This window comes from Citrobacter sp. MGH105 (assembly GCF_001037485.2).
GTDB lineage: Bacteria > Pseudomonadota > Gammaproteobacteria > Enterobacterales > Enterobacteriaceae > Citrobacter > Citrobacter portucalensis.
Genome location: NZ_CP073048.1, coordinates 1,209,327 through 1,231,262, shown reverse-complemented (window position 1 = coordinate 1,231,262; position 21,936 = coordinate 1,209,327). Strand labels below are relative to the sequence as shown.

Here is a 21,936-nt window from a genome sequence, read left to right as displayed (position 1 = left end):
CTACAGCTACCCGATCAGGGGGATTAATGGCTAATCAGACTGTCTATCTCAATCTCAATTTCCCGCATAACAGCAATAATCTTCTGCAATGCCTCCTCGCGTACTGCCAGAGGAAGATCGTCATGTCGTCTGGATTCGAAAGGTTCGCACAGGTTCTGTAGCGCAGTGATACCCAGAATTTGCGCCGAGCCATGCAACCGGTGAAGAGCTCGCAAAAACAGCTGAGGTTCATCTTGCAGAACGGCTTTCTCAGCCGCTTGTATATCATTCAGCGTTGCCTCGCGAAATGTCTCGAGAATCTCGTTCATCAGTGCGCGATCGCCGCCGGTATTTTCCGTCAACACATTGAATTTCAAATGCCGGATTGTACAAGGAGACGAATAACCGGTTTCGATTTTACTCAATTCATGGGTCAGTGTCTGAATCGACACAGGCTTGAACAGGCACAAGTTCATACCATTTTGCAGGCATCGATCGCGTGACTGTGGAAGTGCGCTGGCCGTCAGTCCCCATATTTGTAAATTCGGCTGCTGACGACGTAGCGAAGCCGCGAGATCAAACCCGTCTTTTTTCGGCATATTTACATCGGTTATCAGCAGATCGTACGATTTCTTCGCCAGTTTGGCTTCTGCTTCCTCCCCATCACACGCTTCATCCACGCTGTAGCCAATGGCATTCAACTGTCGCTTGAGCAGCAGGCGATTGGTTGGATTATCGTCAGCTATCAAAATAGACAGACACGGAAGCGGTAACAGAGTACCGGGCGCATCGCCATCCGATACAATCGACTGTCGAGCTGTTTCAACCGGCAGCGTTATGGTAAACGTGGTTCCTTGCAACGGGACGCTCATCAACTCCAGCGTCCCACCCATCAACGTCACCAGTTCTTTGCAGATAAATAACCCCAGTCCAGAACCGGTTTGTTGACGCCCGCAGCGTCCCTGAGCGTAACGCTGAAACAGCCCCGCCTGCTCCTCTTCACTAATACCGCAACCGGTGTCGCTAATGGCGATGGTCAGGGTACCGTGATTCTCCCCCTCAGGCGTCAAGCGGGCCGTCACATGAATGCTGCCCTGCTCGGTAAACTTCAACGCATTACCCACCAGGTTGGTGAGAATTTGCCGCAAAGCCTGCTGATCGACAAATACCCGCTCGTTCGCCGGCAACTGACTAACGCAGGCAAGCGTAATGCCTTTCTGTCTGGCTAAGGCATCGAAAGAGTGGCACTGCAATTCAATGAGTTGCGAGAGATCCGTCCATTGAGGAACTACCTGGTATTTACCAGACTCAATCTTATCCACATCCAGAATCTTACCGATCAGCCCAAGCAATGACTGGGCCGTCGCCCCGGTAAGGGCAATCGCCTCTTTTCGCTGTGCCGGGCTGAGTTCTGAACTCGACAGTAATTCCACAAAGCCAACAATCGAACTTACCGGAGTACGTAACTCATGGCTCATACTCGCCAGAAAGCGACTTTTGGCCTTGGTTGCTTCAATCGCTTTATTCTTTTCGTTTTCCAGTTCTTGAGATAATGCTTCTTTGAGATGAAGCTGCTCTTCCAGTAGCCGCTGCGATTGTTTCCTTTTATTTACCTCACGGGAGAGTGAGATCCCCCAGATCAGGCTAATTGCTATCAGCAGCAGCGCGAATATCCCCAGTTGATAGAACTGTTTGCTATATCGACTCCAGAAATCGACCTGCGTATTGGAAATTTTCGACCACCTCTCCGTCATCTGCAAAATTTCACGTGGCGGTATGGCCTGAAGCGCTTTATCCATAACAGACTTCAACACCGGCTCGCGGGGAGAGATTGCAAAACTTACCGACGCACCAGGCATATCTGGAAGCCTAAAAAAGTGCATATTTTTCTGGTAGTAATGATCGACCATAAATCTTGCCGACAATTCGGTAGCGATTGCCGCATCAACGCTGCCCTCCTTGACCATGGCCATCGCAACACTGCCAGTATCCGCATTCACCCAGGTGGCCTGCGGATAGCGTTGCTTCAGCTCGCTTTCCAGCACATGCCCGGCAGGCAAAGCAATACGTATCGGCTTCTCCAGTAGCGATTCAGCGGTTTCCTCACGGGAAGTGATCATCACAAATGCCACATTCATCAGCGGATCGCTAAAGGCCGAATTGGGCGGGTTTTGATGAGTTAGCGTGATAGTGGGATACATATCCCACTGTTCGCCGCTTATTTGCTTTGTCTGCTCACTTTTAGAGCTAGCTAAAATGGGTTCAAAATCGAGCCCCGTTTGCAGATGAATAATATTCAGCAAATCACCAATAATACCGCGTAACTCACCACTGCGATCGACCAGCGTATAGGGCGAGTAATCTGGGTTGATTAAAATGCGGATAACATGCTTTTTCTTCAACCACGCTTTTTCCTGATCGGTGAAAGGAATAGGCGCATTCAGATAGGCAAGGTTGCCTCGGTTCAGCCAGTTCTGCATGACTTGCATATGAATTTCATTACTGATTGACGTAATGAAACCATCAAGAATATTTCTTAATACAGGCTGATCTTCGTTAACGACAAAATAATTATATTGTTCTTGCTTATCAAAGTAGTGCGTAATAACCAGTGATTGTGAGAAGTATCGAGAGATACAATGACTGCTGGTGATATTGTTACCAATATAATATTGGTTATCGCCATTCACTACCGACGCCATAGCCTGATACTCGTCGTCATAAAATGAGACTTTAGCCTCAGGAAAAGCCCCCTGGATAACATCGAGAAAAGGGCAATCCCGTACACACGCGACGCTAACCTGATGGTTCGAGGTCAGCGGCAGCAGAGTGTTTTTTAGCGATGTTACAAGCGTCGGCCACGTGGTCAGCAATGCCGAAGTGCGCAACAGATTTCCGCCAACATCCTGGCGTCGGGACAGTTGGGTTATCAGCGTATCAACATCGTTATTGGCGAGCGCGGCCAGCGCCTCTTGCTCATTATCATACTGCTTTATAATGATTTTTAGATTGAGGTTCTTTTGCATTAACGCAAGGTAATCCGCGTTGACGCCCCGATAATATTCACCGCTATTTTGATAAACAATGGGGGAGACTTCCGGTAACCAGGTGCCAACAACCAAGGTTTTTTTATGCGCTAACCAGTTTGTTTCTTCCCTGTTCAAGCCGATATTTTGCACTGAGGTATTATAGTTACTTTTTAGCTCAACTTGCCGAGCTGAGCTTACACCCGTAGACAACCCGATGGTAAAGACGACCATCAAAAAAATAAAAAAGCGTTCCAGCATTACTCTATCCTATTTTATTTCTCTGCGCATAATCATAAATTTCCATTAATGATGAACAATCTAATTTTTCCATCAACCGGCTTTTATAGGTACTTACCGTTTTATTACTGATATTCATTTTGCTGGCAATTGTGCTGTAATCCATGCCATTAAGGATATAACGCAATACTCTCATTTCCTGGTTCGACAACGTATCAAGCTTATCCTGCTCGCTGACGGATGAACCAGTAAAATGCTCAAGGGAAAAGGGAAAAGGGAAAATAGCTATAGCCATTTTTTGCTGCTTCGATTGCGGCAAGAATATTATTCATACCTTCTTTTTTGCTCACAAATCCGTTAGCACCGTATTCGGCGCTACGTTTGCCGTAAAAAAATTCATTTTTAGCTGAAATGATAATGATTACACCAGCATAGTGCCGCTTTCTCAGCTGCTCCAGCACTTCGATGCCACTTATACCGGGAATATCTACATCGATAATCAACAGCTCGGGCTTAGTTTTTTCAACGGTTTGAACCACTTGATCCCCGCTATCGAGTTCGGTGGTCACTGCGATACCATTAGTATCGAGTAAGTTGCGGATGGCAATGCGTGCCAATGGGTGATCGTCAACGATTATCGCGTTCATTGCGTATAAGAATCCCGATAAATAAAGAGAGGCGATGGCTATAGAGCAGGTGAGTCTTCAATATTATGTTTTATAAACGCAAGACTTTAAGATGAAAATTCTAGCATAGCCACGCGTATATTTTATTATTTTTTCATAATTCGAATGAATAAATCATAAAAACAACATTTTGATTTACAAAAATTAAACTTTGAACCTTTGTAAATATCAAATCATTAACACAACGTAAAGGAAAATTCCTACACATGTAGGACAGGTCTTTCATTTATTAGGGTTCATTCTTAACAAAGTTATTAATATCAATAGGGTAGTAAGCATTAGAACCGTAAAAATACGAAAAACACCCCTCATCTGACGATCATTCCGTTAGGGTGGCATGGTGTAAAGCTGCCATCAAATAGCCGCTTACGTTGAACATTCCCATGCACATTTCTATGCCAGCAACTTTATATTACAAACAGATATTATTTTTCAATACGTTGCCTACGACCGTTTTTTGTTAATTTTATTTCTATATGAAATTATCCTACACTTGTCTTTATGCTTAAATAAAGCAGAAACAGCGCATTTTCAAATTTCCAGGTTACATCGATGCACTGCTAAAAAATAAGATAGAGAATTTTTCATACTTTCGGGTGATAACAATTTTACTAACCTGAATTTTGGAGAAACTGTAAATCCAGAGGGATCGTACACTGGCACAACCTGGCGGGAAGAAAAACCGGCCAACGTTAAAAGCATCACTTTCACATTCTAAGGAGAAAAATAGGTTACCAGAACAGTAAGTTACGCTTCTCTTCTGGTAGTAAGCAAAGCAATTGATTGATGGCGTATAGCAAAATGAATCAAATACGAGAATCATTAAACAATGTTGCATTCCCTGACACAATGCCTGACGCATGGCCTTATCAATCCTGGTGTTCACCTGAAAATATTGATACCGATATTACATGGTATTCATTTACTGAGCTGGATTTGATGATCGAAGCCTGGCTGGGTAAAGACTCACTCATCCCGGTGAACAAAACCGTATGGGGTTTTGTGAACGAAAATGAACCATTAATCCAGATAGTTATCCACGAAGATATTGCATATATTGCAATTAATCACAGATTCTATTCATGGGTAATTATTGTTGCAGGAACATACAACTTAAACATCAGTCTCGATATTGCCTCCATATTTAAACACACAGCCTTAGCCGATACAGCGCTATGCATTATAGCCAATCGCGTTGACATACATTCAGTAGAGGTATCTCTTAACACCGCCCGCTCTTTTATGAACTTTGTTTTCTTTCATGAATTGGTTCATTTGATGTGTTGCCAGCATCAATACATCAAGATGAATGGCAACCAACTTCCGTATATCAGGACCATGGAGTTTATTGCCGACTTTCTAGCGTACGAACATTCACTCATGCCTTTAACTTACGAATATACCGTACAAAAAGACAACTGGGATCTGCAGATGAGTACCGCTCGATGCCTTGGCTTTGTCATCGCGTCCTATTTCATCATTAAGACGAAACAGATCAACAATTTAAATCTATATCCATCCATAAATGAAAGAACCACCTTGTTGCTGAGTTATATATTATCGCCATCTTTAACGCGGAGTGAAAGGGAGGGATTACTGCTAAAATATGAAGCCAGTGGAATAATGGATGCTTATATCCGGCGAGGAAAGCTAGGATTTAACATTGGCAATAATGATTCCCTCATCTCGACTGACTATTCTGCATGTCGTTGTAATTGCAGCAAATGCAGCGCATTCGCCAACGAGATATGTAACAAGGCCAAACCATTGAACAGCGAAGTATTAAACCATATGAGCATTTATACAGAATGCTTCCCTAAAAATAAGGTTTTTTACCCCTTTCCTGTTATAGATAAAAGAGATAACAAAACATCTCATTTTTGTAGTTTACAAAACCCTATACTGTTTTCCTTAGAGAAAACGATTAAAAGATCCTCTGCATTTCTTTCCAACCGATTCCTGAGTTTCCACTAAGAGCCTAATGGGATAGGCTCTAAATCACTTATTTCCGTCATCCTTAATGTGGCTCTGGAACAGCAGAGCCACAAGAGAGAGACATTAATCAGGCTTTACTGGGCAACGCTCCCACTGCCTGCGAGCTTTTGACTGTCAGTGTAACGACAGCTGAGCACAACAGTGCAGCAATCATAAAGATAAAGGCGCTGTTATAGCTTCCGCCGCTGCTTTGGATAAGCCAGCCGATGATGGGCGCTGATACAACCCCCGCCATCTGGCCGCCAAAGTTAACAATACCGGATGCCCGCCCCATGATGTTGCTCGGGATCGTATCCATCAGAATGCCCCAGAACGTCGCCATGGCAAAGAACATGAACAGGGCTGAGACACACTGATAAACCACCGCCATATCTGCACTGCTCACGCTGAAAGTCAGATACAGGAATCCCGCGGCAATAACAGAGGTTACAACATACAGCGTTTTACGCTGGGGTTTGAATTTGTCTGAGCAATAACCGCCTAACAATGTTCCGCCTGCCCCGAACAGGAAGGGAATGGCCGCCATGACACCGGTCTTTGCCAGAGAAAACTCTCGTACGGTAATCAGGTAGCTTGGTAGCCAGGTTGAAAAACCCCAGAAGGTAATATCAAACAAAAACCAGATACTGGCCATTTGCCAGAGCACCGGCATTTTGAGTACGTCTTTAAACGCGATAGCGCTGGTGTTTTGCAGGCTCCCCTGATCGTCAGCAGCCAGCTCAGCCAGGTCTTGCTGCGTAATGGCAGGGTGATCTTTCGGGTTATCACGCGTAAATAAGTAGATACCTGCCGCGATAAACAGACCGGGAATACCCAGCACGATAAAAACCATGTGCCAGCCAAATGCCCCGATGATGCTTGCTGCCACGACTACCGCCAGCGCTGGGCCTAAGGTGTTAACCGTTGACTGAATCGCCGTGGCGCGACCACGCTCTTTCGACGGGAAATAGGTTGATATCATCTTCCATGAGGCCGACGGGAAACATCCCTCACCGATACCAAAGAAGAATCGTACTGCTAACATCAGCGGCAGCGTCAGCACAGCGCCGGTTAAGCTGGTGAACACAGACCACCATGCAATACCAATGGCCATGATTTTGCGCGAGCCAAATTTATCCGCCAGTAATCCACCGGGAATTTGAAACGCAGCATAACCAATAAAAAAGGCGCTAATAATTAAACCTTGTTGAGTCGTATCAAGATTTAAATCTTTGCCAATATAAGGGAGCGAAACGCTCATCACCATTCTGTCGAGAAAAGAGAGCAGCCACGCCAGCCAGATCAGGGTCAGGACGGTATATCTTGCTTTCCAGGTCTTGGGTTTACCTGAAGGTAAAGACGTTTGTAGGTTCATTGTGATGTCCTTAGGGTGTAGTGATCTACCGCGACCATAAGTAGTCACGATAGATCCATGCGTGTTTAGCGTTATTTATTAATATTGTTTTCTAATAACCGTACCGCTACAGGCATAACTTTCCGTGCCATTGATTAAGGCAATGCGCCCATTAACCATGACAATTTCAATCCCTTCCGGGTACTGATTGGGTTCCACAAAAGTGCCTTTATCCGTAATTGTGTTCGGATCGAACATCACAATATCCGCTGCATAACCCACCTTCAGCAGTCCGCGATCCTGCAAACCCAATACTTCAGCAGGTTTCCCCGTCATCTTGCGGATTGCCGCTTCCCAGCTCAGACATCCCTCTTCACGGACATATTTACCGAGTACGCGAGGGAATGCGCCAAACACGCGCGGGTGCGGTTTGCCAGCCCCCATTAAGCCGTCTGTACAGACGTTTTGCTCAGGTCGACAGAGAAACTTAATCACGTGCTCTTCGGTACCATAGAAGTCGACCATCCCCACGGCGTTTTCCTCTTCAAAGAGCAGATCGAAGGTGGCGTTGTACGGATCTTTTCCGCGCAGCTCGCCCAACTGGACGAGGTTCAAACCGACAGCATCCTGATTTTTTTCCGTTTTCACGCTGGTGACAAAAATCTGGTCCAAGCCGGCAAAATCGATAAAGTTATCCCAGCCAGGAATACCCTGCTGAATATCATCAATCATTTTGGCGCGCAGTTCGGGCGAGGCGAGACGCTCAAGTAATTTGTCCGTACCACCGGAGTGAACCCAGGGCGGCAGGATCACGCCAAGCATCGTACTGCCCGCCACATACGGATACTGGTCGAAAGAGATACGAATTCCCTCTTCCTGCGCCTGTTCCAGCATGCCCAGCATCTGGTCGATCAGCCCCCAGTTTTTCTTGCCGCAAACCTTCATATGCGAAATATGTAGCCAGACGCCAGTGGCTTTGGCGATATCAATCAGTTCCTGGGTTGAGTTGATAATATCGTCAGCTTCACTGCGCTGATGCACCACAAAGATCCCGTCATATTTCGCCGTGACCTTACACAGTTCAATCATTTCGGCAGTATCACCAAAGGCGCAAGGCATATAGATAAGTCCTGTGGAAAGTCCAAATGCCCCAGCCTTTAGCTCTCGCTCAAGGACTTCACACATCTTCGCCACATCTTCACGGGTCGAAGGACGCCCATCCAGACCCATCGCTTCCATGCGCACGTTGCCATGAGGAACTAAATACGCGAGGTTTGTCGCCGGATGACGTGATGCCAGCAGATTGAGATAACCGTCTGTATTTTTATACTTCCAGTCAATTTTGTCGGTGTCACCGTCCAGCCCGGCGATATTTTTACGCCAGGCTGGAATATATTCTTCAGGTAGCGGTGCTAAGGCGACGCCATCCTGGCCCAACAGTTCGGTGGTGATACCCTGACGAATTTTTGCCGACAGCGCGGGGTTAATAATGGCCGACAGGTCAGAGTGCGTATGGGTATCAATAAAGCCAGGGCAAATAATTTTTCCTGTTGCATCAATTACCTGTTCATTGATGCCAACCTCAATTTGACCGATTTCGACAATACGTCCTTCATCAACCATCACATCGGCAATTCTGCCTTCACTGCCCGTCCCATCGATTACATTTCCGTTTTTGAAAATGGTTTTCATCGTTATTCTCCATGGCGGTGCTGCTGAGCGACACCGCCTGTAAGGTAAGAGGTGGTTATCTTTATTTTTATTGGCGATAGAGTGTCTGGATGATGCTGTAATAGCCGCTGGCCGAGCCGGTTAACTGATCGATCTCGATATACTCATCAATGGTGTGTGCCAGGTTTTCTCGTGAAGGACCGAAGCCGATGGTTTTGATTCCCGCTTCGCCCGCATAGTGGCTACCGTTGGTACAAAATGAGTACTGCGTAATGGTTGGATTAAAGCCAGCCTCGCGAACGCCCGCCAACGCTGCCTGCACGAATTCGTCTGACTCGTCGTACACCCAGCCAGGGAAGAAACGCTCTCCCTCAATCGTGGCGCCGGTATAGCAAGACTCCTGACCCACCGCGTAGGACACTCGGGCCTTAAACTGCGGATCCTGAGCAATAAGTTCGGCAAGCGCATTTTCCAGCGGAGCAATCACGCTTTCTTTGGTTTCACCCACCAGCAAACGGCGATCGTAGGTTGCGCGACAGTAATCCGGTACCACCGAGGCTCCCGGGTACGGCGAAGATTTAATGTCGGTCAGTTCCAGAATGCCAGGCCCCAGAACCGGATGCGTTGGCGGCGTGATCGTACGAATTTTGTCGATCAATTGCGCCATTTTGTACACCGCGTTAATCCCCGCCTGTGGGTTAGCGGAGTGCGCGGGCTTACCAAAGGTTTCGACCACAATCTCAGCGCGGCCACGCTGACCAATTTTCAGGTTTAACTCGGAAGCTTCACCGATGATTACGTAGTCTGGCTTATAGCGCTCGCTGACCAGGCGGGCAGCAATACCTTCAAAACACTCTTCGTGCACAATGCACGCAACGTAGATTTTCCCGGCAAAATTTCGCTGATTGTCCTGACCGAAAAAGCCCACGGCGGAGATCATCGCCGCCACGGCGCCTTTCATGTCTGTTGTGCCGCGACCATAAATTTTGCCATCTTCAATATCGCCGCCGTATGGATTGCGGGACCACTTCTCTTCGTTCACCGGCACGGTATCGATATGTCCATCGAGAACCAGCGTTTTCCCCGGCTGGGTGCCGACAATGCCGCCAACAATGTTGCCGTACTTATCAACGTGGATGTCATCGAATTGGTAATGCTGCATCATTGTTTTTATGGCATTAACCACTTCCCCTTCCTGACCGGAATAACTTTTTTGTTGGATCAGCGCCTGACAGTTTTTAATGACTTCTTCAATGCGGTTTGCAGATAACATGGGTTTCTCCGTTATATCTCTCAATCAGGGAATTATTTGTTGATGCCCGGGTACTGACCGCCCCAGACAATATCCAGATATTGTTGCGGGTCGGTATCCCCTTCGGTGCTGACTAACAACACACGAGAGTGCGCATCCAGCCCCAGTTGCTCACGCGTTTGCGCCAGTTCAGGCGAGGTCATCAGCAGCGCCAGCAGACCGGTAGTAACCGCACCTGACTCACCCGAAATAATCTGTGGATCGCCTGCCAGCGGGTTGCCCAACATGCGCATGCCCAACGCTGCAACTTCATCAGGACAGGAGGCAAATGCGTTGGCATAATCGCGCAGCAGTTTCCAGCCGATACTGTTCGCTTCACCGCAGGCAAGACCGGCCATCACGGTTTGTAAATCACCGCCCACTGCAATGGCATCCCCCTCTTTTGAACGGGCTGAGCGGTAGAGGCAATCGGCAATTAACGCTTCGGCGACGATCACTTTCGGGCGATTCTCCCCCCAGGCTGCCGTCACCATTCCCTGAACCATTCCGGCAAACGAGCCGACGCCTGCCTGCACAAAAATGTGCGTCGGCGCAACCTGATGCAGCTGATCTATCGCCTCCAGCATTAGCGTGCCGTAGCCCTGCATAATCCACTGCGGGATCTTTTCGTATCCTTCCCACGCGGTATCCTGCACCACAATCCAGCCATACTTTTCGGCCTGTTCTGCGGTCATACGAACCGCATCGTCATAGTTCATATCGACGATCTCAGCGGTAGCGCCTTCGTTACGAATAGAGGTCAGACGTTGCTGCGAAGAGCCCTTCGGCATATACACCACGGCGTTTTGCTTCAGTTGGCGCGCCATCCATGCTACGCCGCGACCGTGGTTGCCATCAGTAGTGGTGGCAAACGTGACGGTTTGCAGATCGTGGCGTACCTCTTCGCTGGTCATCACGTCAAACGGCAGTTCGCTGATATCCTTACCAACTAATTCAGCGATATGGCACGCCATCGCATAGGAGCCACCCAGTGCTTTAAAGGCTTTCAGGCCAAAACGCTGAGATTCATCTTTGAGGTAGATATTTTTTACGCCCAGTTTTTGTGAAAGCGCCGGTAGCGTATACAGCGGCGTCGGCGCGTAACCCGGAATAGACCGATGAAAATTCAACGCTTTTACCAGTTCCTGGCGGCTAAACGGTGCCAACGGCGCGTTCGGATGTTCGGTAAACGGTGTCTGGTTAATAAAAAATGATAAGTTTTCCTGCATCATAAAACCTCATTGTCCTGGTATTTCATTCCCTGTAATCGGTGCAATACAGAGATATTTCCGTTATCGGTATTGGCAATAGAGCAAAATGCTTACCAGCTTTTTATTAACCGAGTAAATTCTTATGAATATTTTAATAAAGGCTTTAATTTCAATAAATTAAATAGAAATAAAAATTGACACCAAAAAATATCACTGCGTCAGTTTATCGCCTCATTTTGATAAATTCTCATTATTGATAAATAGTGTGATCGCTGAAGATAAAATAAGAAAAACATCCAAAAACAGCGTGATAGATTGATTTTTCGCAAATCATTTTTGCATTGATTCGCCTATTTATCATTTTCCTTGAGAAATGCGACACACTGCCGGAGAAGTACCATGATTTCAGTACTCAGCAATATTCAGGATGATATATGCAATTATGCCGATGCTATTTCTGGCATAACGGGCACGGACGTTGAAATCATTGATGAATCTTTAATGCGCATCGCGGGTACCGGGAAATACCGGCATATGCTCAATGAGAACGTGGCCAAAAATGGCTACATCTATCGTCACGTATTGCAGGTGAGAGAAACGGTACTGATCAAAAATCCCGGCGAGCATCCGCTGTGTCAGTTATGTGAAAAACACCACTACTGTTCTGAAATGCTGGATTTGAACGCACCCATTTTTCTCAATAATCGCGTGATTGGCGTGATCGGGATTATTTGCTCAACCCAGGCACAGCGTGACACGTTACTGAGCCAGATTGATAAATTTGTCACCTTTATTGAGCAAATCGCCGTAATGATCTCCAGTAAGGTCTTTGAATGCCTGGAGCGTTTACGCGCGCAGGAAACGCTTGGCGCATTTCGGCGTCTGATCGATGCTATGGACCGGGGCGTGGTGGCAATTGATGGCAAGGGTCTTATCTGGCATGCCAATCATTCAGCCGATCGCATCCTCAACCGTGAGGTTCAGGGATTACCACTGACCATTGAAACAACCGGAGACAGCCTGTACGGCGATGAAGAAGCGTGGCTGACGCTTGAAGGTCAGAAACATCATGTACTGTGCAAACAAATTTCGCTCTCCTCGCAGGATAACGATCGCTTAACCATGGTTATCTTTCGTGATGCACACGACTACCTGAGTAACCTTACTCCATCCCCTTATGAGTCCGACATGCAGGTGCGACTGATTGGTCACTCTCCCTCAATGGAGCAACTCAGAAGCACCATCGGTAAAATCGCCAACAGTTACGCCAGCGTGCTCATCACCGGGGAAAGCGGCTCGGGGAAAGAGGTCGTGGCTTTTTCCATTCACCAAAGCAGTCCACGTAAAGCCGCGCATTTCGTGACAATCAACTGCGCGGCTATCCCCGAACAACTGCTGGAAAGCGAACTGTTTGGTTATGTTCGTGGCGCATTCAGCGGGGCCGATCCCAAAGGACGAATGGGAAAATTTGAACTGGCCAACGGCGGCAGCCTGTTTCTGGATGAAATTGGCGATATGCCGTTGCACCTGCAGGCCAAGCTGCTCAGGGTATTACAGGAAAAGGCGATCACCCGCGTTGGCTCTAATAACACCATCAATATTGATGTGCGCATTATTGCCGCGACCAACAAAAACATTAATGCGATGGTGGAGAATAATCAGTTTCGCGAAGATCTTTTCTATCGCCTGAACGTGGTCCCTCTGGTACTTCCTTCCCTGCGTGAACGCCGGGCTGATATTGCGGTCCTCGCACAGTATTTTGCCGATGAGTTCTCGGTCAGTTACCAGCGACCACCGCAAAAACTTCCTGATGACGTTATTAACCGCCTTTATGCCTGGCACTGGCCGGGCAACATTCGTGAATTACGCAACGTGATCGAATACATTTTTGTGATGCGCGGAGAAGCCGCCGGGATCAACGCCAGCCATCTTCCCCCTTACCTGCTCACCGCCGCTGACGGTAGGAAAACGACGATGACCGCGCAACCCTGTCAGCTTGCCAGCAAAGGAAAACAGGCGGAAAGAGAAGCTATCGAAAACGTCATCCAGCGGTTCGGCTCAAGCGTTGAGGGGAAAAAACAAGCCGCGACAGAACTGGGGATCAGCATTGCCACGCTCTATAGAAAAATAAAACTGTACGGTTTGTGAGCCCCCCCTCTTAGCGAAGAGGCTCACGTAAAACCATACTGTGCAACCGAATGCGTTACAGGGCCGATTGATTTCGATGCTGCTCGAAATAGCGTCTGGCCTTGTCGTCAGCTTCTTTCAGGTCTGTCGGATTCAGGTTCTTCTGCGCGATATCCAGTCCATTTTGCGCATCAGAATTCCCATTAGCGAAGGCCACCGCACTCCAGATATACGCCTGAGCATAATCCTGAGTTACCCCTTTGCCTTCAAGGTACATGGTTCCCAGCATCCCCTGAGCTTCCGCATTTCCCTTTCTTGCGGCCTGTTCAAACCACTCAGCGGCTTTTTTATCATCCTGAGCGACGCCATTACCTTCTAAATACATCAAGCCAAGATCTTTCTGCGAGCCTGCATCTCCCTGGGCCGCGGCTTTCTCCAGCCACTCCACCGCTTTTTTACTGTCCTGGGCCGTTCCCTCTCCTTTTGCGTACATCATGCCAAGCATGCCCTCGGCCAGCATATCCCCTTGAAGAGCAGCCTGATTAAACAGCTCAAACGCTTTTTTGTGGTCCTGAGCCACACCAACCCCCTCGCCAAGGTAATACATCGCGCCGAGCATGCTCTGGCCCAGCACGTCCCCTTTGCCGGCGGACTGTTTAAACAGCGCGAAAGCTTTGTCGGTATCCAGACCTACACCATCACCTTCAAAGTACTTTCTGCCCAGTAATCCCTGCGCTTTGGCATCCCCTCGTTCAGCCGCTTTACTCAATGACTTAACGGTGTTGTAGCCCTCTAATAGCGACGCCTTACTTTCAAGGAAATGCTTTGCGTCAGGATTGCCCTTCTCAACCGCACGATGGAGCCACTCAATGGCATGATAGTTTCCGCGCTCGGCAGCAATGCTTAACCACTCTACGGCCTGCTTATTGCCTTTTCCGACTTCGTTGTCAAACCACTCAATGACCTTACCGTCATACCAGCGCGCGCCCTCACCATCAAAGTAGACTAAGGCGAGCAGATAACGCGCATCGAGATTGCCCTGCTCAGCCGCACGGGTCAGCCATTCAACAGCGTTCTTGTCATTCTGCTGCACGCCCTTACCTTCGAAATACAGCACACCGAGATAGTATTGGGCATCGACATTCCCCTGAGCCGCCGCTTTGCTAAACCATTCGGCCGCTTTCTTGTCATCTTTCAGGCCGCCTTTGCCCTCATAGTACATCAGTGCAAGCAGATGCTGAGCACTCGCATTACCCTGCTCAGCCGATTTGGTCAGCCACTCGCTGCCTTTACTGAAATTCTGCTCTACCTCTTTACCTTTTAAGTACACGGTTGCAAGCACAAACTGCGCCTGCTCATCTCCCGCCTCAGCACCCTGCTGTAAAACAGCCACAGGTTCTTTATTCCACTCTTTTGCTTGTCCCTGTGAAGATCCCGCACCCCACAATATTCCGATGAAAGTGAAGGCGAGGAGAGGCCGAATGTTCATAAAACGTAATCCTTGTTAAGAAAAGGCACATAATGGAGATGCTCCAACGGCAAGCCAACTTATTTAACTGCGATTGTGATCCGTGTCGGAACTATCAGATATTAACTGGGAAATTTGCAAAATATAATTCTTTGACTATGCAGGTGATCCTTAGTGAATAATGCACAACAAAAAGGCCATGTTAATAACATGGCCTTTCGTCTGGACATGGCGTTGAAACTTAATCAAACACACCATTAATAACAGCGGTGACAATCGCCGTGCTCAGTGCAATCAGCACCAGATTATCGCCAATAACCTGCCATTCATAGCCCGGGTAATACGGAAGTTGATTCAACATTGATGGCGGAACGCTCTTCCTGGCGATCCCCGGAGGAAGCGGTTTTCCTCGCGCCAGATTTTTGGCAATACCTGGAGGCAGTGACTTATAGCCCGTTAGACCGTATCTGACGGCATACTGCCTGGCCACGTTATAGCTGATGTCACTATCAACATGGTCCGGCTTACCATAATTTTTACGCTGTTCTGATTGTGCGTTATTTTTTTGGTCAGCGTGTCCTTTCTGGCTATGACCACTATTCCCCTTGTTCCCGCTATTACCATGATTGCCACTGTTACCATTTCCGTTGCCATTACCGGGGTTAGCCAACACAGGAGTGGCACACATCGTCATCGCAGCAACGGCAACTACCGCCGCGGCCAAAGTTCGAAGCCTGGACATGATGATTCCTTAAGCTGTGGATACAAATAAAAATGTACGGTATTCGCTGAATACTGGCTATCGCTTCAACTCCGATTTATGGGCAAATAAACGATGTTGCTTTGCCATGGGCTCCCCAGATTGAGCGTTTTTGAGATTACAGCTCGCCATTCCCGCTATCTCAGATCGGCAAGCGACAGGCACAGGATCTGAGTTTTTGGGAATAACTTCGCGAAAATGGAGAGAAAACGACGTTTTTTTTCGGTTAAGCTATGTTCATGCTTTGGCGTTACCCCATGGCCGGAATCACTATCCAGGAACCCAACCATAATGGCAAAAAGTACCCCGCAGCTGCCGCTCGACCCCCATATGTGTCGCAGCTATGAGAAAAAGTCGCGAAGTCCGCTGGCGCTCTATTCCGAGTATCAGCGTATGGATGTCGAACTGCGGGCGCCGCTGGCTATGACCTACAGCCACTGGCATGGCCAGGTTGAGGTGAACGTGCCATTTGATGGTGATGTGGAGTATCTCTTTAATGACGAAGTGGTGAAGAGCAAACAGGGTTTTATCACCTTGTTCTGGGCCTGTACTCCCCATCAACTCACGGATGCCGGGCACTGTAAACAGATGGCCATCTTCAACTTACCGATGCATCTGTTTTTGTCCTGGCCGCTGGACAGGGAGCTGATTAATCACGTGACCCACGGGATGGTGATTACTTCGTTGGCTTCACAGCAGCTGAGCGCGTTTGAAGTACAGCGTTGGCAGAATGAACTCAATAGCGATAACGAACAAATTCGCCAGTTAGCCATTGATGAAATCGCGCTGATGCTCAAGCGCTTTAGCCTCGCTGGCTGGCGGCCGGTACTGGGTAACAAAACGTCGCGCACCCAGAAAAACAGTATTTCACGGCATTCACAGTTTTACGTCAGCCAGATGCTGGAGTTTATTGCCGCCAACTGCGACAAACAGCTTACTGTCGATGCTATTGCCGAACACGTAAAACTCAATCCCAATTATGCGATGGGTATTTTTCACCGGGTGATGCAACTGACGATGAAACAGTATATTACCGCGATGCGCATTAACCATGTGCGGGCTTTACTCAGCGATACGGATAAAACAATTCTGGATATCGCTACAATTGCAGGATTTCGCTCCAGCAGTCGATTCTACAGCTCGTTCCATAAATACGTCGGCATGCCGCCACAGCAGTATCGAAAATTGAGTCAACAACGCCGACATCATTCACCTTATGCCGAGGGGTAATTTATTCACCAAACTTTCTCTTACCTTACTACTAAAATATAAGTATCAAAATAGCAGGTCAAAAAAGATAATCTGCAACAGTTAATAAATAGGGTTCAGCCATGAACTCTGGCAACTATGTTACTCAGACATGAGTGACCTGTAGCAGGTATTTATTTGACGTGTTCAACCATTAATGATTGGGATGGAATTATGGAATTAAATAACTGCACCGCCAACAACAGAAAGCCATTGTCTTTCTTTTGGTCAGTTTTACCCATGGTAGTCATGCTGGGCGGGATTAGCATCGGATATTTTATCTTCAATATTCGTGCTGAACCCATGATCCTGATGGGAACGGCAGCCGCCTCGTTTATCGCCATCGCTCACGGCTACACGTGGGATGACATTCTACAATCTATTTGCAATAAAATATCTGAAGCGCTGCCGGTCATATTAATCGTCGCCAGTATCGGTTTCTTAATTGGCGCATGGATGGTGTCAGGTACTATTCCAATGATGATTTATTATGGTCTGAAGTGGATTAACCCTCAATATTTCTATATTTCGGCATTTATGCTGGGAGCACTGATCTCAGTATGCACCGGTACCTCCTGGGGTTCTATCGGGACCGTTGGTATTGCCATGATTGGCGTAGCGATTGGTCTGAATGTCTCGCTGCCCATTGCCGCTGGTGCTATTGTTTCAGGCTGCTGGTTTGGTGATAAGCTCTCACCGGTTTCTGATTCAACCAACATGGCTGCACTGGCTGCCGGGGTAAACCTGTACTCGCATATCGGCCACCTGCTGTGGACTACCGGCCCGGGTTTTATTATTTGCTGCGTCGTTTACAGCTATATGGGCATGGGCATTGATGCCTCGTCCAGCGCGCCAGAAAATATCACCAACTTAATGAATTCTATTGGTCAGATTTATCACTTTAATATTCTGCTGCTACTCCCGCCGATCATCGTTTTATATGGCTCACTGTCAAAAAGACCGCCCATTCCGATGCTCTTTTTATCTACGATAGTCTCAATGATTTTGGCGTTAGTCTTTCAGCAATTCACGGCATCCTCTGTCGGCGAATCCGTGGTCAGTGGCTTTAAGCTCGCAATGCTTACCGGAGATAATCTGCCGACACTGTCTTCCGATGTTTCCCGCTTACTGGAGCGAGGCGGCGCTATTTCAATGTTTAGCAGCTTCGTTACCGTTTTCAGCGCCTTCAGCTTTGCCGGGGCAATGAGTGCGACAGGCTCTCTGCACACCGTGATAAACGCGCTGACAAAAGGCGTTAAATCCACATTCCGCCTGGTGGCTACCACGATTGTGACGACATTTACCATCTGTGCCTGCACGGCAAATGGGACCTTACCGTTGCTTCTGTGCGGTGATGCCTTTAAAGAGGAGTACAAAAAACGAGGTCTTGCGGCAAAAAACCTCTCGCGAACCACTGAAGATGCCGGAACCGTTGTCGAACCGATTATCCCCTGGTCTGCCTCAGGCGTTTATTGCGCCACTATGCTGGGCGTTGCCACGCTTGATTACTTGCCCTGGGCAATCCTCTGTTACAGCGGCGTCATCTTTGCCCTACTGTGGGCGGTAACCGGTATTGGCATTGCTAAATATGAGCCCAATGAAGCCACTGAGAATATGGTTGAGCAAAAATCATAGACTACTAAATAGCTAAATATTAGCTATCACCAGGGTAAATTAAATATATCCATTAGATATACATAAACATTCTTCGCTTTTGCGTTGCTTACACTATTTTCAGAGACTTTCCAGGAGTCAACAATGTCTTTGTTTGATGATATTGTCACAAGGGATGTTAATTGTCGCAAATACGGGCAATTACAACAGATGTACGGTACCACCGATGTATTACCGCTGTGGATTGCAGATATGGATTTTGCGACACCAGAGCCAATCATGAGCACGCTGCGTTCGGTGGTGTCACAGCCTGTGCAAGGCTATAACCTGGATTATCCACAATGGAAAGAATCTGTTATTCATTGGTATGCACAACAGTATGATGCCGATATCAAGGCACACTGGTTACATTTTATTCCCGGTGTTATAAAAACTATCGTACTCTCTTTAATGGCGCTTACCCGTCCAGGCGATAATATTTTAACCTGTACGCCAATCTATGATCCCTATCCTAATCTGGTAAACACCAGCGGTAGGAATTTGATTCAGACGCGCCTCATTGAGAAAAACGGGCACTATGAATTTGACTGGTATGATTTCAGCGAGAAACTCAAGCAGTGCAAAATGTTTTTGTTCCCTTCACCGCATAATCCAGGTGGAATGGTGTGGTCGCGGGAAACGTTGGAAAAAATAAGCCACTATTGCCAGCAGGCTGGCGTCATCATTCTGTCTGATGAAGTGCATAGTGATTTAACCCTGCCAGGAAAGCGCCATTTGCCGTTTTTTACTGTTGATGAAGCGCCAGATAGTCGGTCAATCGTGCTTACTTCCATCAGCAAGACCTTCAATACGGCGGCGATCCAGGGCGGAATCGCCATTATTAAGAATGATGAATTACGCCATCAGTTCTACCACTTTCTGGATAACTGCTACCTTGCCGAGACGCATTCATTGCAGCAGGCGGCCATTTATAGCGCTTTTACCCATTGCGCCGACTGGCACCAGAAATTATTGGCCTATCTGGCCGACAATGTAGCGTTTGTGAAAAGTGAAATTGAAAAGCACTGTCCTTTGATCTCAATAGTGTATGGCGGCGCGTCGTATCTTCTGTTTCTGAATGCGGAAAAAATGGATCTCAGCGATGAGCAGCTAAGCGCTTTTTTTGTGCATGACGCCAGGCTTGGCCTGTCACCTGGGGCGCAATACGGTCCCGGTGGAGAGGGGCATATGAGACTCAACGTTGGCTGCCCGCGCCCGGTACTGGTAGACGCGATGAACAGGCTAAAAGCGGCATACCAGAAATGGCAGAACGCATAGCGTACATCACACGATTTGCCCTGCCACGGTGGGGCAAAATTATCCAAAGATGTTGCTGAACTGCTATAAAGTCTTTCCCTTCTGTCGGCTGGTGTTAAACTGGAAAGTGTGATCTTCATCATAACCTGCTTAAACAGAGACAAGAGACACTGCTATGCAACATATCATCGAGGGCTTCCTCAACTTCCAAAAAGAGATTTTCCCTCAACGCAAGGAACTCTTCCGCAGCCTGGCATCCAGCCAGAATCCTAAGGCACTTTTCATCTCCTGTTCCGATAGCCGCCTGGTACCAGAACTCGTTACTCAGCAAGATCCAGGACAGCTTTTCGTTATCCGCAACGCCGGTAATATCGTACCGTCATTTGGTCCGGAACCGGGTGGTGTATCCGCAACCATCGAATACGCGGTTGTCGCACTTGGCGTAACGGATATCGTCATCTGCGGTCACTCTAATTGTGGCGCGATGAAAGCCATTGCCGATAGCCAGCCCCTGGATCCGATGCCCGCTGTCGCTCACTGGCTGCACTATGCCGATGCCGCGAAAGCCGTGGTCGATAAAAAAACCTGGGATAACCCAATCGATAAAGTTAACGCCATGGTGGAAGAGAACGTTATCGCACAGCTTAACAACATTAAAACGCATCCTTGTGTCGCGGTTGGGCTGCGCAATAATGCGCTTCGTCTGCACGGTTGGGTGTATGACATCGAAAGCGGTGAAATCCGTACCTTGGATAAAAACAGCAAAACCTACGTTTCCCTTGCAGATAACCCGCAGGTGCATTTCGAGTAATTCCCCCACTGGAGCAAGGATGCTCTGGATAGCTTTTACCTACTTTTGTGCTATAGACAAAGCACAGACTTGCGACTAGCTTTAAAATAGCTACTGGTGTTCCTACATCGGATTTCGCACATTTATAAAATATTGCGACAGGTCTCATGCACAGAGTACAGACAGCCGTTCATACATGGTGCAGGCGATAAAAAGGAGCCGGTACGAATGCAAGCAAAAATAAAAAAAATAATAAATATGATATTTTATCATGAGTCGTGGGATATCATGCTTATTAAGGATAATGGTACACACTTATTCCCTGACAACACTCTGGAGATATTAAGCAAATCCACTGCGCAGCAGTTAAAAAAGAAATATACATTTCAGGCCGATCCTTTTCTGATTGAAAAAGACGATAAACTGTATGTTTTCTATGAAGCTTTTAGCTTCCGTAACTCAAAAGGCACGCTACGATGTCGCGTTCTTGACCGTGATCTGGTTGAACTTGAAGATATTAGCCTTGAAGGCTTTGACGACTTAAAGTGTCATTTGTCATTCCCTTATCTGATACATATCAACGATCAACTCTTCATGATTCCCGAGTCTTCAGAAAGAAAAGAGGTAATACTGTTTCAGTCAATTGAGTTCCCTGCACGCTGGAAGCAAGTTAAAGTTTTAATCTCTGATACCGAATTAACTGACAACATATTTATCTCAGTTAATGAAACCTGTTATCTGTTGTCCACCACGATGGATAATGAAATAATTATTCATTCGGCAGATCATCTTTACGGACAGTGGCAGCGAATTAATCCGGCGTTGAAGGTGAGCAATCCTCATCATCGAGGCGCAGGAGCCTCCTATCAGGTCGAAAATAAAATGTACTTCCTTACTCAGGAGTGCACGCCGGAAACTTATGGAAAATCAATCTATATCAAAGAATTAGTGACACTGAACGACGCTAGTTTTGCTGAGAGCCTGATCGAACAAATCAATTCGTCGATCAACCACAGTGACGGCGTCCACACGCTGAACTTCTCAAATAATTATATTGTTTATGATACAAAAGTTAATAAGTTCAGTCTGTTGGCAATCTTTAAAAAAATAGCATATAAATGTATGATAAAATACAGAAACACTTACCTTACCCGGCAAAATAACTGATTCACTGGATTCTCGGGTGGCATTGGTAGAAAAT

The 21,936-nt window shown here is 47.2% G+C and carries 14 protein-coding genes and 1 pseudogene; 7 read left to right on the top strand and 8 right to left on the bottom strand.

What is annotated here, in order from left to right:
• Positions 1–23: 23 nt before the first annotated feature.
• Positions 24–3,266, bottom strand: a complete 3,243-nt coding sequence (locus SK35_RS05810) for an ATP-binding protein (protein WP_048215730.1) — start codon at positions 3,264–3,266, stop codon at positions 24–26.
• 4 nt (positions 3,267–3,270) lie between these two features.
• A pseudogene (evgA, locus tag SK35_RS05805) lies at positions 3,271–3,892 on the bottom strand (acid-sensing system DNA-binding response regulator EvgA).
• Between the two features lie 840 nt (positions 3,893–4,732).
• On the opposite strand from evgA, the gene SK35_RS05800 reads away from it, so the two are divergent.
• Complete coding sequence (locus SK35_RS05800; protein ID WP_156174789.1) at positions 4,733–5,905, top strand: hypothetical protein; 1,173 nt, start codon at positions 4,733–4,735, stop codon at positions 5,903–5,905.
• A gap of 88 nt (positions 5,906–5,993) precedes the next feature.
• Here the strand turns inward: SK35_RS05800 and SK35_RS05795 are convergent, their stop codons facing one another.
• The 4 genes from SK35_RS05795 to dpaL form a co-directional block, all read right to left on the bottom strand.
• The gene (locus tag SK35_RS05795; protein WP_032944659.1) at positions 5,994–7,280 is read right to left on the bottom strand and encodes an MFS transporter; all 1,287 of its coding nucleotides are present in this window, start codon (positions 7,278–7,280) and stop codon (positions 5,994–5,996) included.
• Positions 7,281–7,358: 78 nt separating this feature from the next.
• Positions 7,359–8,951 (bottom strand): N-acyl-D-amino-acid deacylase family protein, encoded by a 1,593-nt coding sequence (locus SK35_RS05790; protein WP_048215728.1) that lies wholly within the window; start codon positions 8,949–8,951, stop codon positions 7,359–7,361.
• A gap of 67 nt (positions 8,952–9,018) precedes the next feature.
• Positions 9,019–10,203 (bottom strand): YgeY family selenium metabolism-linked hydrolase, encoded by a 1,185-nt coding sequence (locus SK35_RS05785; protein ID WP_048215727.1) that lies wholly within the window; start codon positions 10,201–10,203, stop codon positions 9,019–9,021.
• A 32-nt stretch (positions 10,204–10,235) separates the two neighbouring features.
• Complete coding sequence (gene dpaL, locus SK35_RS05780; RefSeq protein ID WP_020996285.1) at positions 10,236–11,450, bottom strand: diaminopropionate ammonia-lyase; 1,215 nt, start codon at positions 11,448–11,450, stop codon at positions 10,236–10,238.
• A gap of 381 nt (positions 11,451–11,831) precedes the next feature.
• On the opposite strand from dpaL, the gene SK35_RS05775 reads away from it, so the two are divergent.
• Positions 11,832–13,580 (top strand): sigma-54 interaction domain-containing protein, encoded by a 1,749-nt coding sequence (locus SK35_RS05775; protein WP_048215726.1) that lies wholly within the window; start codon positions 11,832–11,834, stop codon positions 13,578–13,580.
• 55 nt (positions 13,581–13,635) lie between these two features.
• Here the strand turns inward: SK35_RS05775 and SK35_RS05770 are convergent, their stop codons facing one another.
• Together SK35_RS05770 and SK35_RS05765 are read right to left on the bottom strand one after the other, a co-directional pair.
• On the bottom strand, positions 13,636–15,048 hold the full coding sequence (locus tag SK35_RS05770; protein WP_053071035.1) for a tetratricopeptide repeat protein: 1,413 nt from the start codon (positions 15,046–15,048) through the stop codon (positions 13,636–13,638).
• A 220-nt stretch (positions 15,049–15,268) separates the two neighbouring features.
• A complete protein-coding gene (locus SK35_RS05765; protein ID WP_048215725.1) occupies positions 15,269–15,769 on the bottom strand; it encodes an anti-virulence regulator CigR family protein in 501 nt (166 codons plus the stop codon).
• A gap of 309 nt (positions 15,770–16,078) precedes the next feature.
• Here SK35_RS05765 and melR point away from each other — a divergent pair, with 309 nt between their 5' ends.
• From melR to SK35_RS05740, 5 genes are all read left to right on the top strand, one after another.
• Entirely contained in the window at positions 16,079–17,017 is a 939-nt protein-coding gene (gene melR, locus SK35_RS05760) for a transcriptional regulator MelR (RefSeq protein ID WP_003826064.1), read from the top strand.
• A 192-nt stretch (positions 17,018–17,209) separates the two neighbouring features.
• Positions 17,210–18,670 (top strand): Na+/H+ antiporter NhaC, encoded by a 1,461-nt coding sequence (nhaC, locus tag SK35_RS05755; protein ID WP_048215724.1) that lies wholly within the window; start codon positions 17,210–17,212, stop codon positions 18,668–18,670.
• A 123-nt stretch (positions 18,671–18,793) separates the two neighbouring features.
• A complete protein-coding gene (locus SK35_RS05750; RefSeq protein ID WP_048215723.1) occupies positions 18,794–19,966 on the top strand; it encodes a MalY/PatB family protein in 1,173 nt (390 codons plus the stop codon).
• A gap of 154 nt (positions 19,967–20,120) precedes the next feature.
• On the top strand, positions 20,121–20,756 hold the full coding sequence (locus SK35_RS05745; RefSeq protein WP_003826059.1) for a carbonic anhydrase: 636 nt from the start codon (positions 20,121–20,123) through the stop codon (positions 20,754–20,756).
• 207 nt (positions 20,757–20,963) lie between these two features.
• Positions 20,964–21,902 (top strand): glucosamine inositolphosphorylceramide transferase family protein, encoded by a 939-nt coding sequence (locus SK35_RS05740; protein WP_048215722.1) that lies wholly within the window; start codon positions 20,964–20,966, stop codon positions 21,900–21,902.
• Positions 21,903–21,936: the final 34 nt, after the last annotated feature.

Excerpts from the sequence above, each read along its gene's own strand:
- SK35_RS05745 (WP_003826059.1), top strand. The coding sequence starts at position 20,121 with ATGCAACATATCATCGAGGGCTTCCTCAACTTCCAAAAAGAGATTTTC.
- nhaC (WP_048215724.1), top strand. The coding sequence starts at position 17,210 with ATGGAATTAAATAACTGCACCGCCAACAACAGAAAGCCATTGTCTTTC.
- SK35_RS05765 (WP_048215725.1), bottom strand. The coding sequence starts at position 15,769 with ATGTCCAGGCTTCGAACTTTGGCCGCGGCGGTAGTTGCCGTTGCTGCG.
- SK35_RS05740 (WP_048215722.1), top strand. The coding sequence starts at position 20,964 with ATGCAAGCAAAAATAAAAAAAATAATAAATATGATATTTTATCATGAG.
- SK35_RS05795 (WP_032944659.1), bottom strand. The coding sequence starts at position 7,280 with ATGAACCTACAAACGTCTTTACCTTCAGGTAAACCCAAGACCTGGAAA.
- dpaL (WP_020996285.1), bottom strand. The coding sequence starts at position 11,450 with ATGCAGGAAAACTTATCATTTTTTATTAACCAGACACCGTTTACCGAA.
- SK35_RS05750 (WP_048215723.1), top strand. The coding sequence starts at position 18,794 with ATGTCTTTGTTTGATGATATTGTCACAAGGGATGTTAATTGTCGCAAA.
- SK35_RS05810 (WP_048215730.1), bottom strand. The coding sequence starts at position 3,266 with ATGCTGGAACGCTTTTTTATTTTTTTGATGGTCGTCTTTACCATCGGG.
- SK35_RS05770 (WP_053071035.1), bottom strand. The coding sequence starts at position 15,048 with ATGAACATTCGGCCTCTCCTCGCCTTCACTTTCATCGGAATATTGTGG.
- melR (WP_003826064.1), top strand. The coding sequence starts at position 16,079 with ATGGCAAAAAGTACCCCGCAGCTGCCGCTCGACCCCCATATGTGTCGC.
- SK35_RS05800 (WP_156174789.1), top strand. The coding sequence starts at position 4,733 with ATGAATCAAATACGAGAATCATTAAACAATGTTGCATTCCCTGACACA.
- SK35_RS05775 (WP_048215726.1), top strand. The coding sequence starts at position 11,832 with ATGATTTCAGTACTCAGCAATATTCAGGATGATATATGCAATTATGCC.
- SK35_RS05785 (WP_048215727.1), bottom strand. The coding sequence starts at position 10,203 with ATGTTATCTGCAAACCGCATTGAAGAAGTCATTAAAAACTGTCAGGCG.
- SK35_RS05790 (WP_048215728.1), bottom strand. The coding sequence starts at position 8,951 with ATGAAAACCATTTTCAAAAACGGAAATGTAATCGATGGGACGGGCAGT.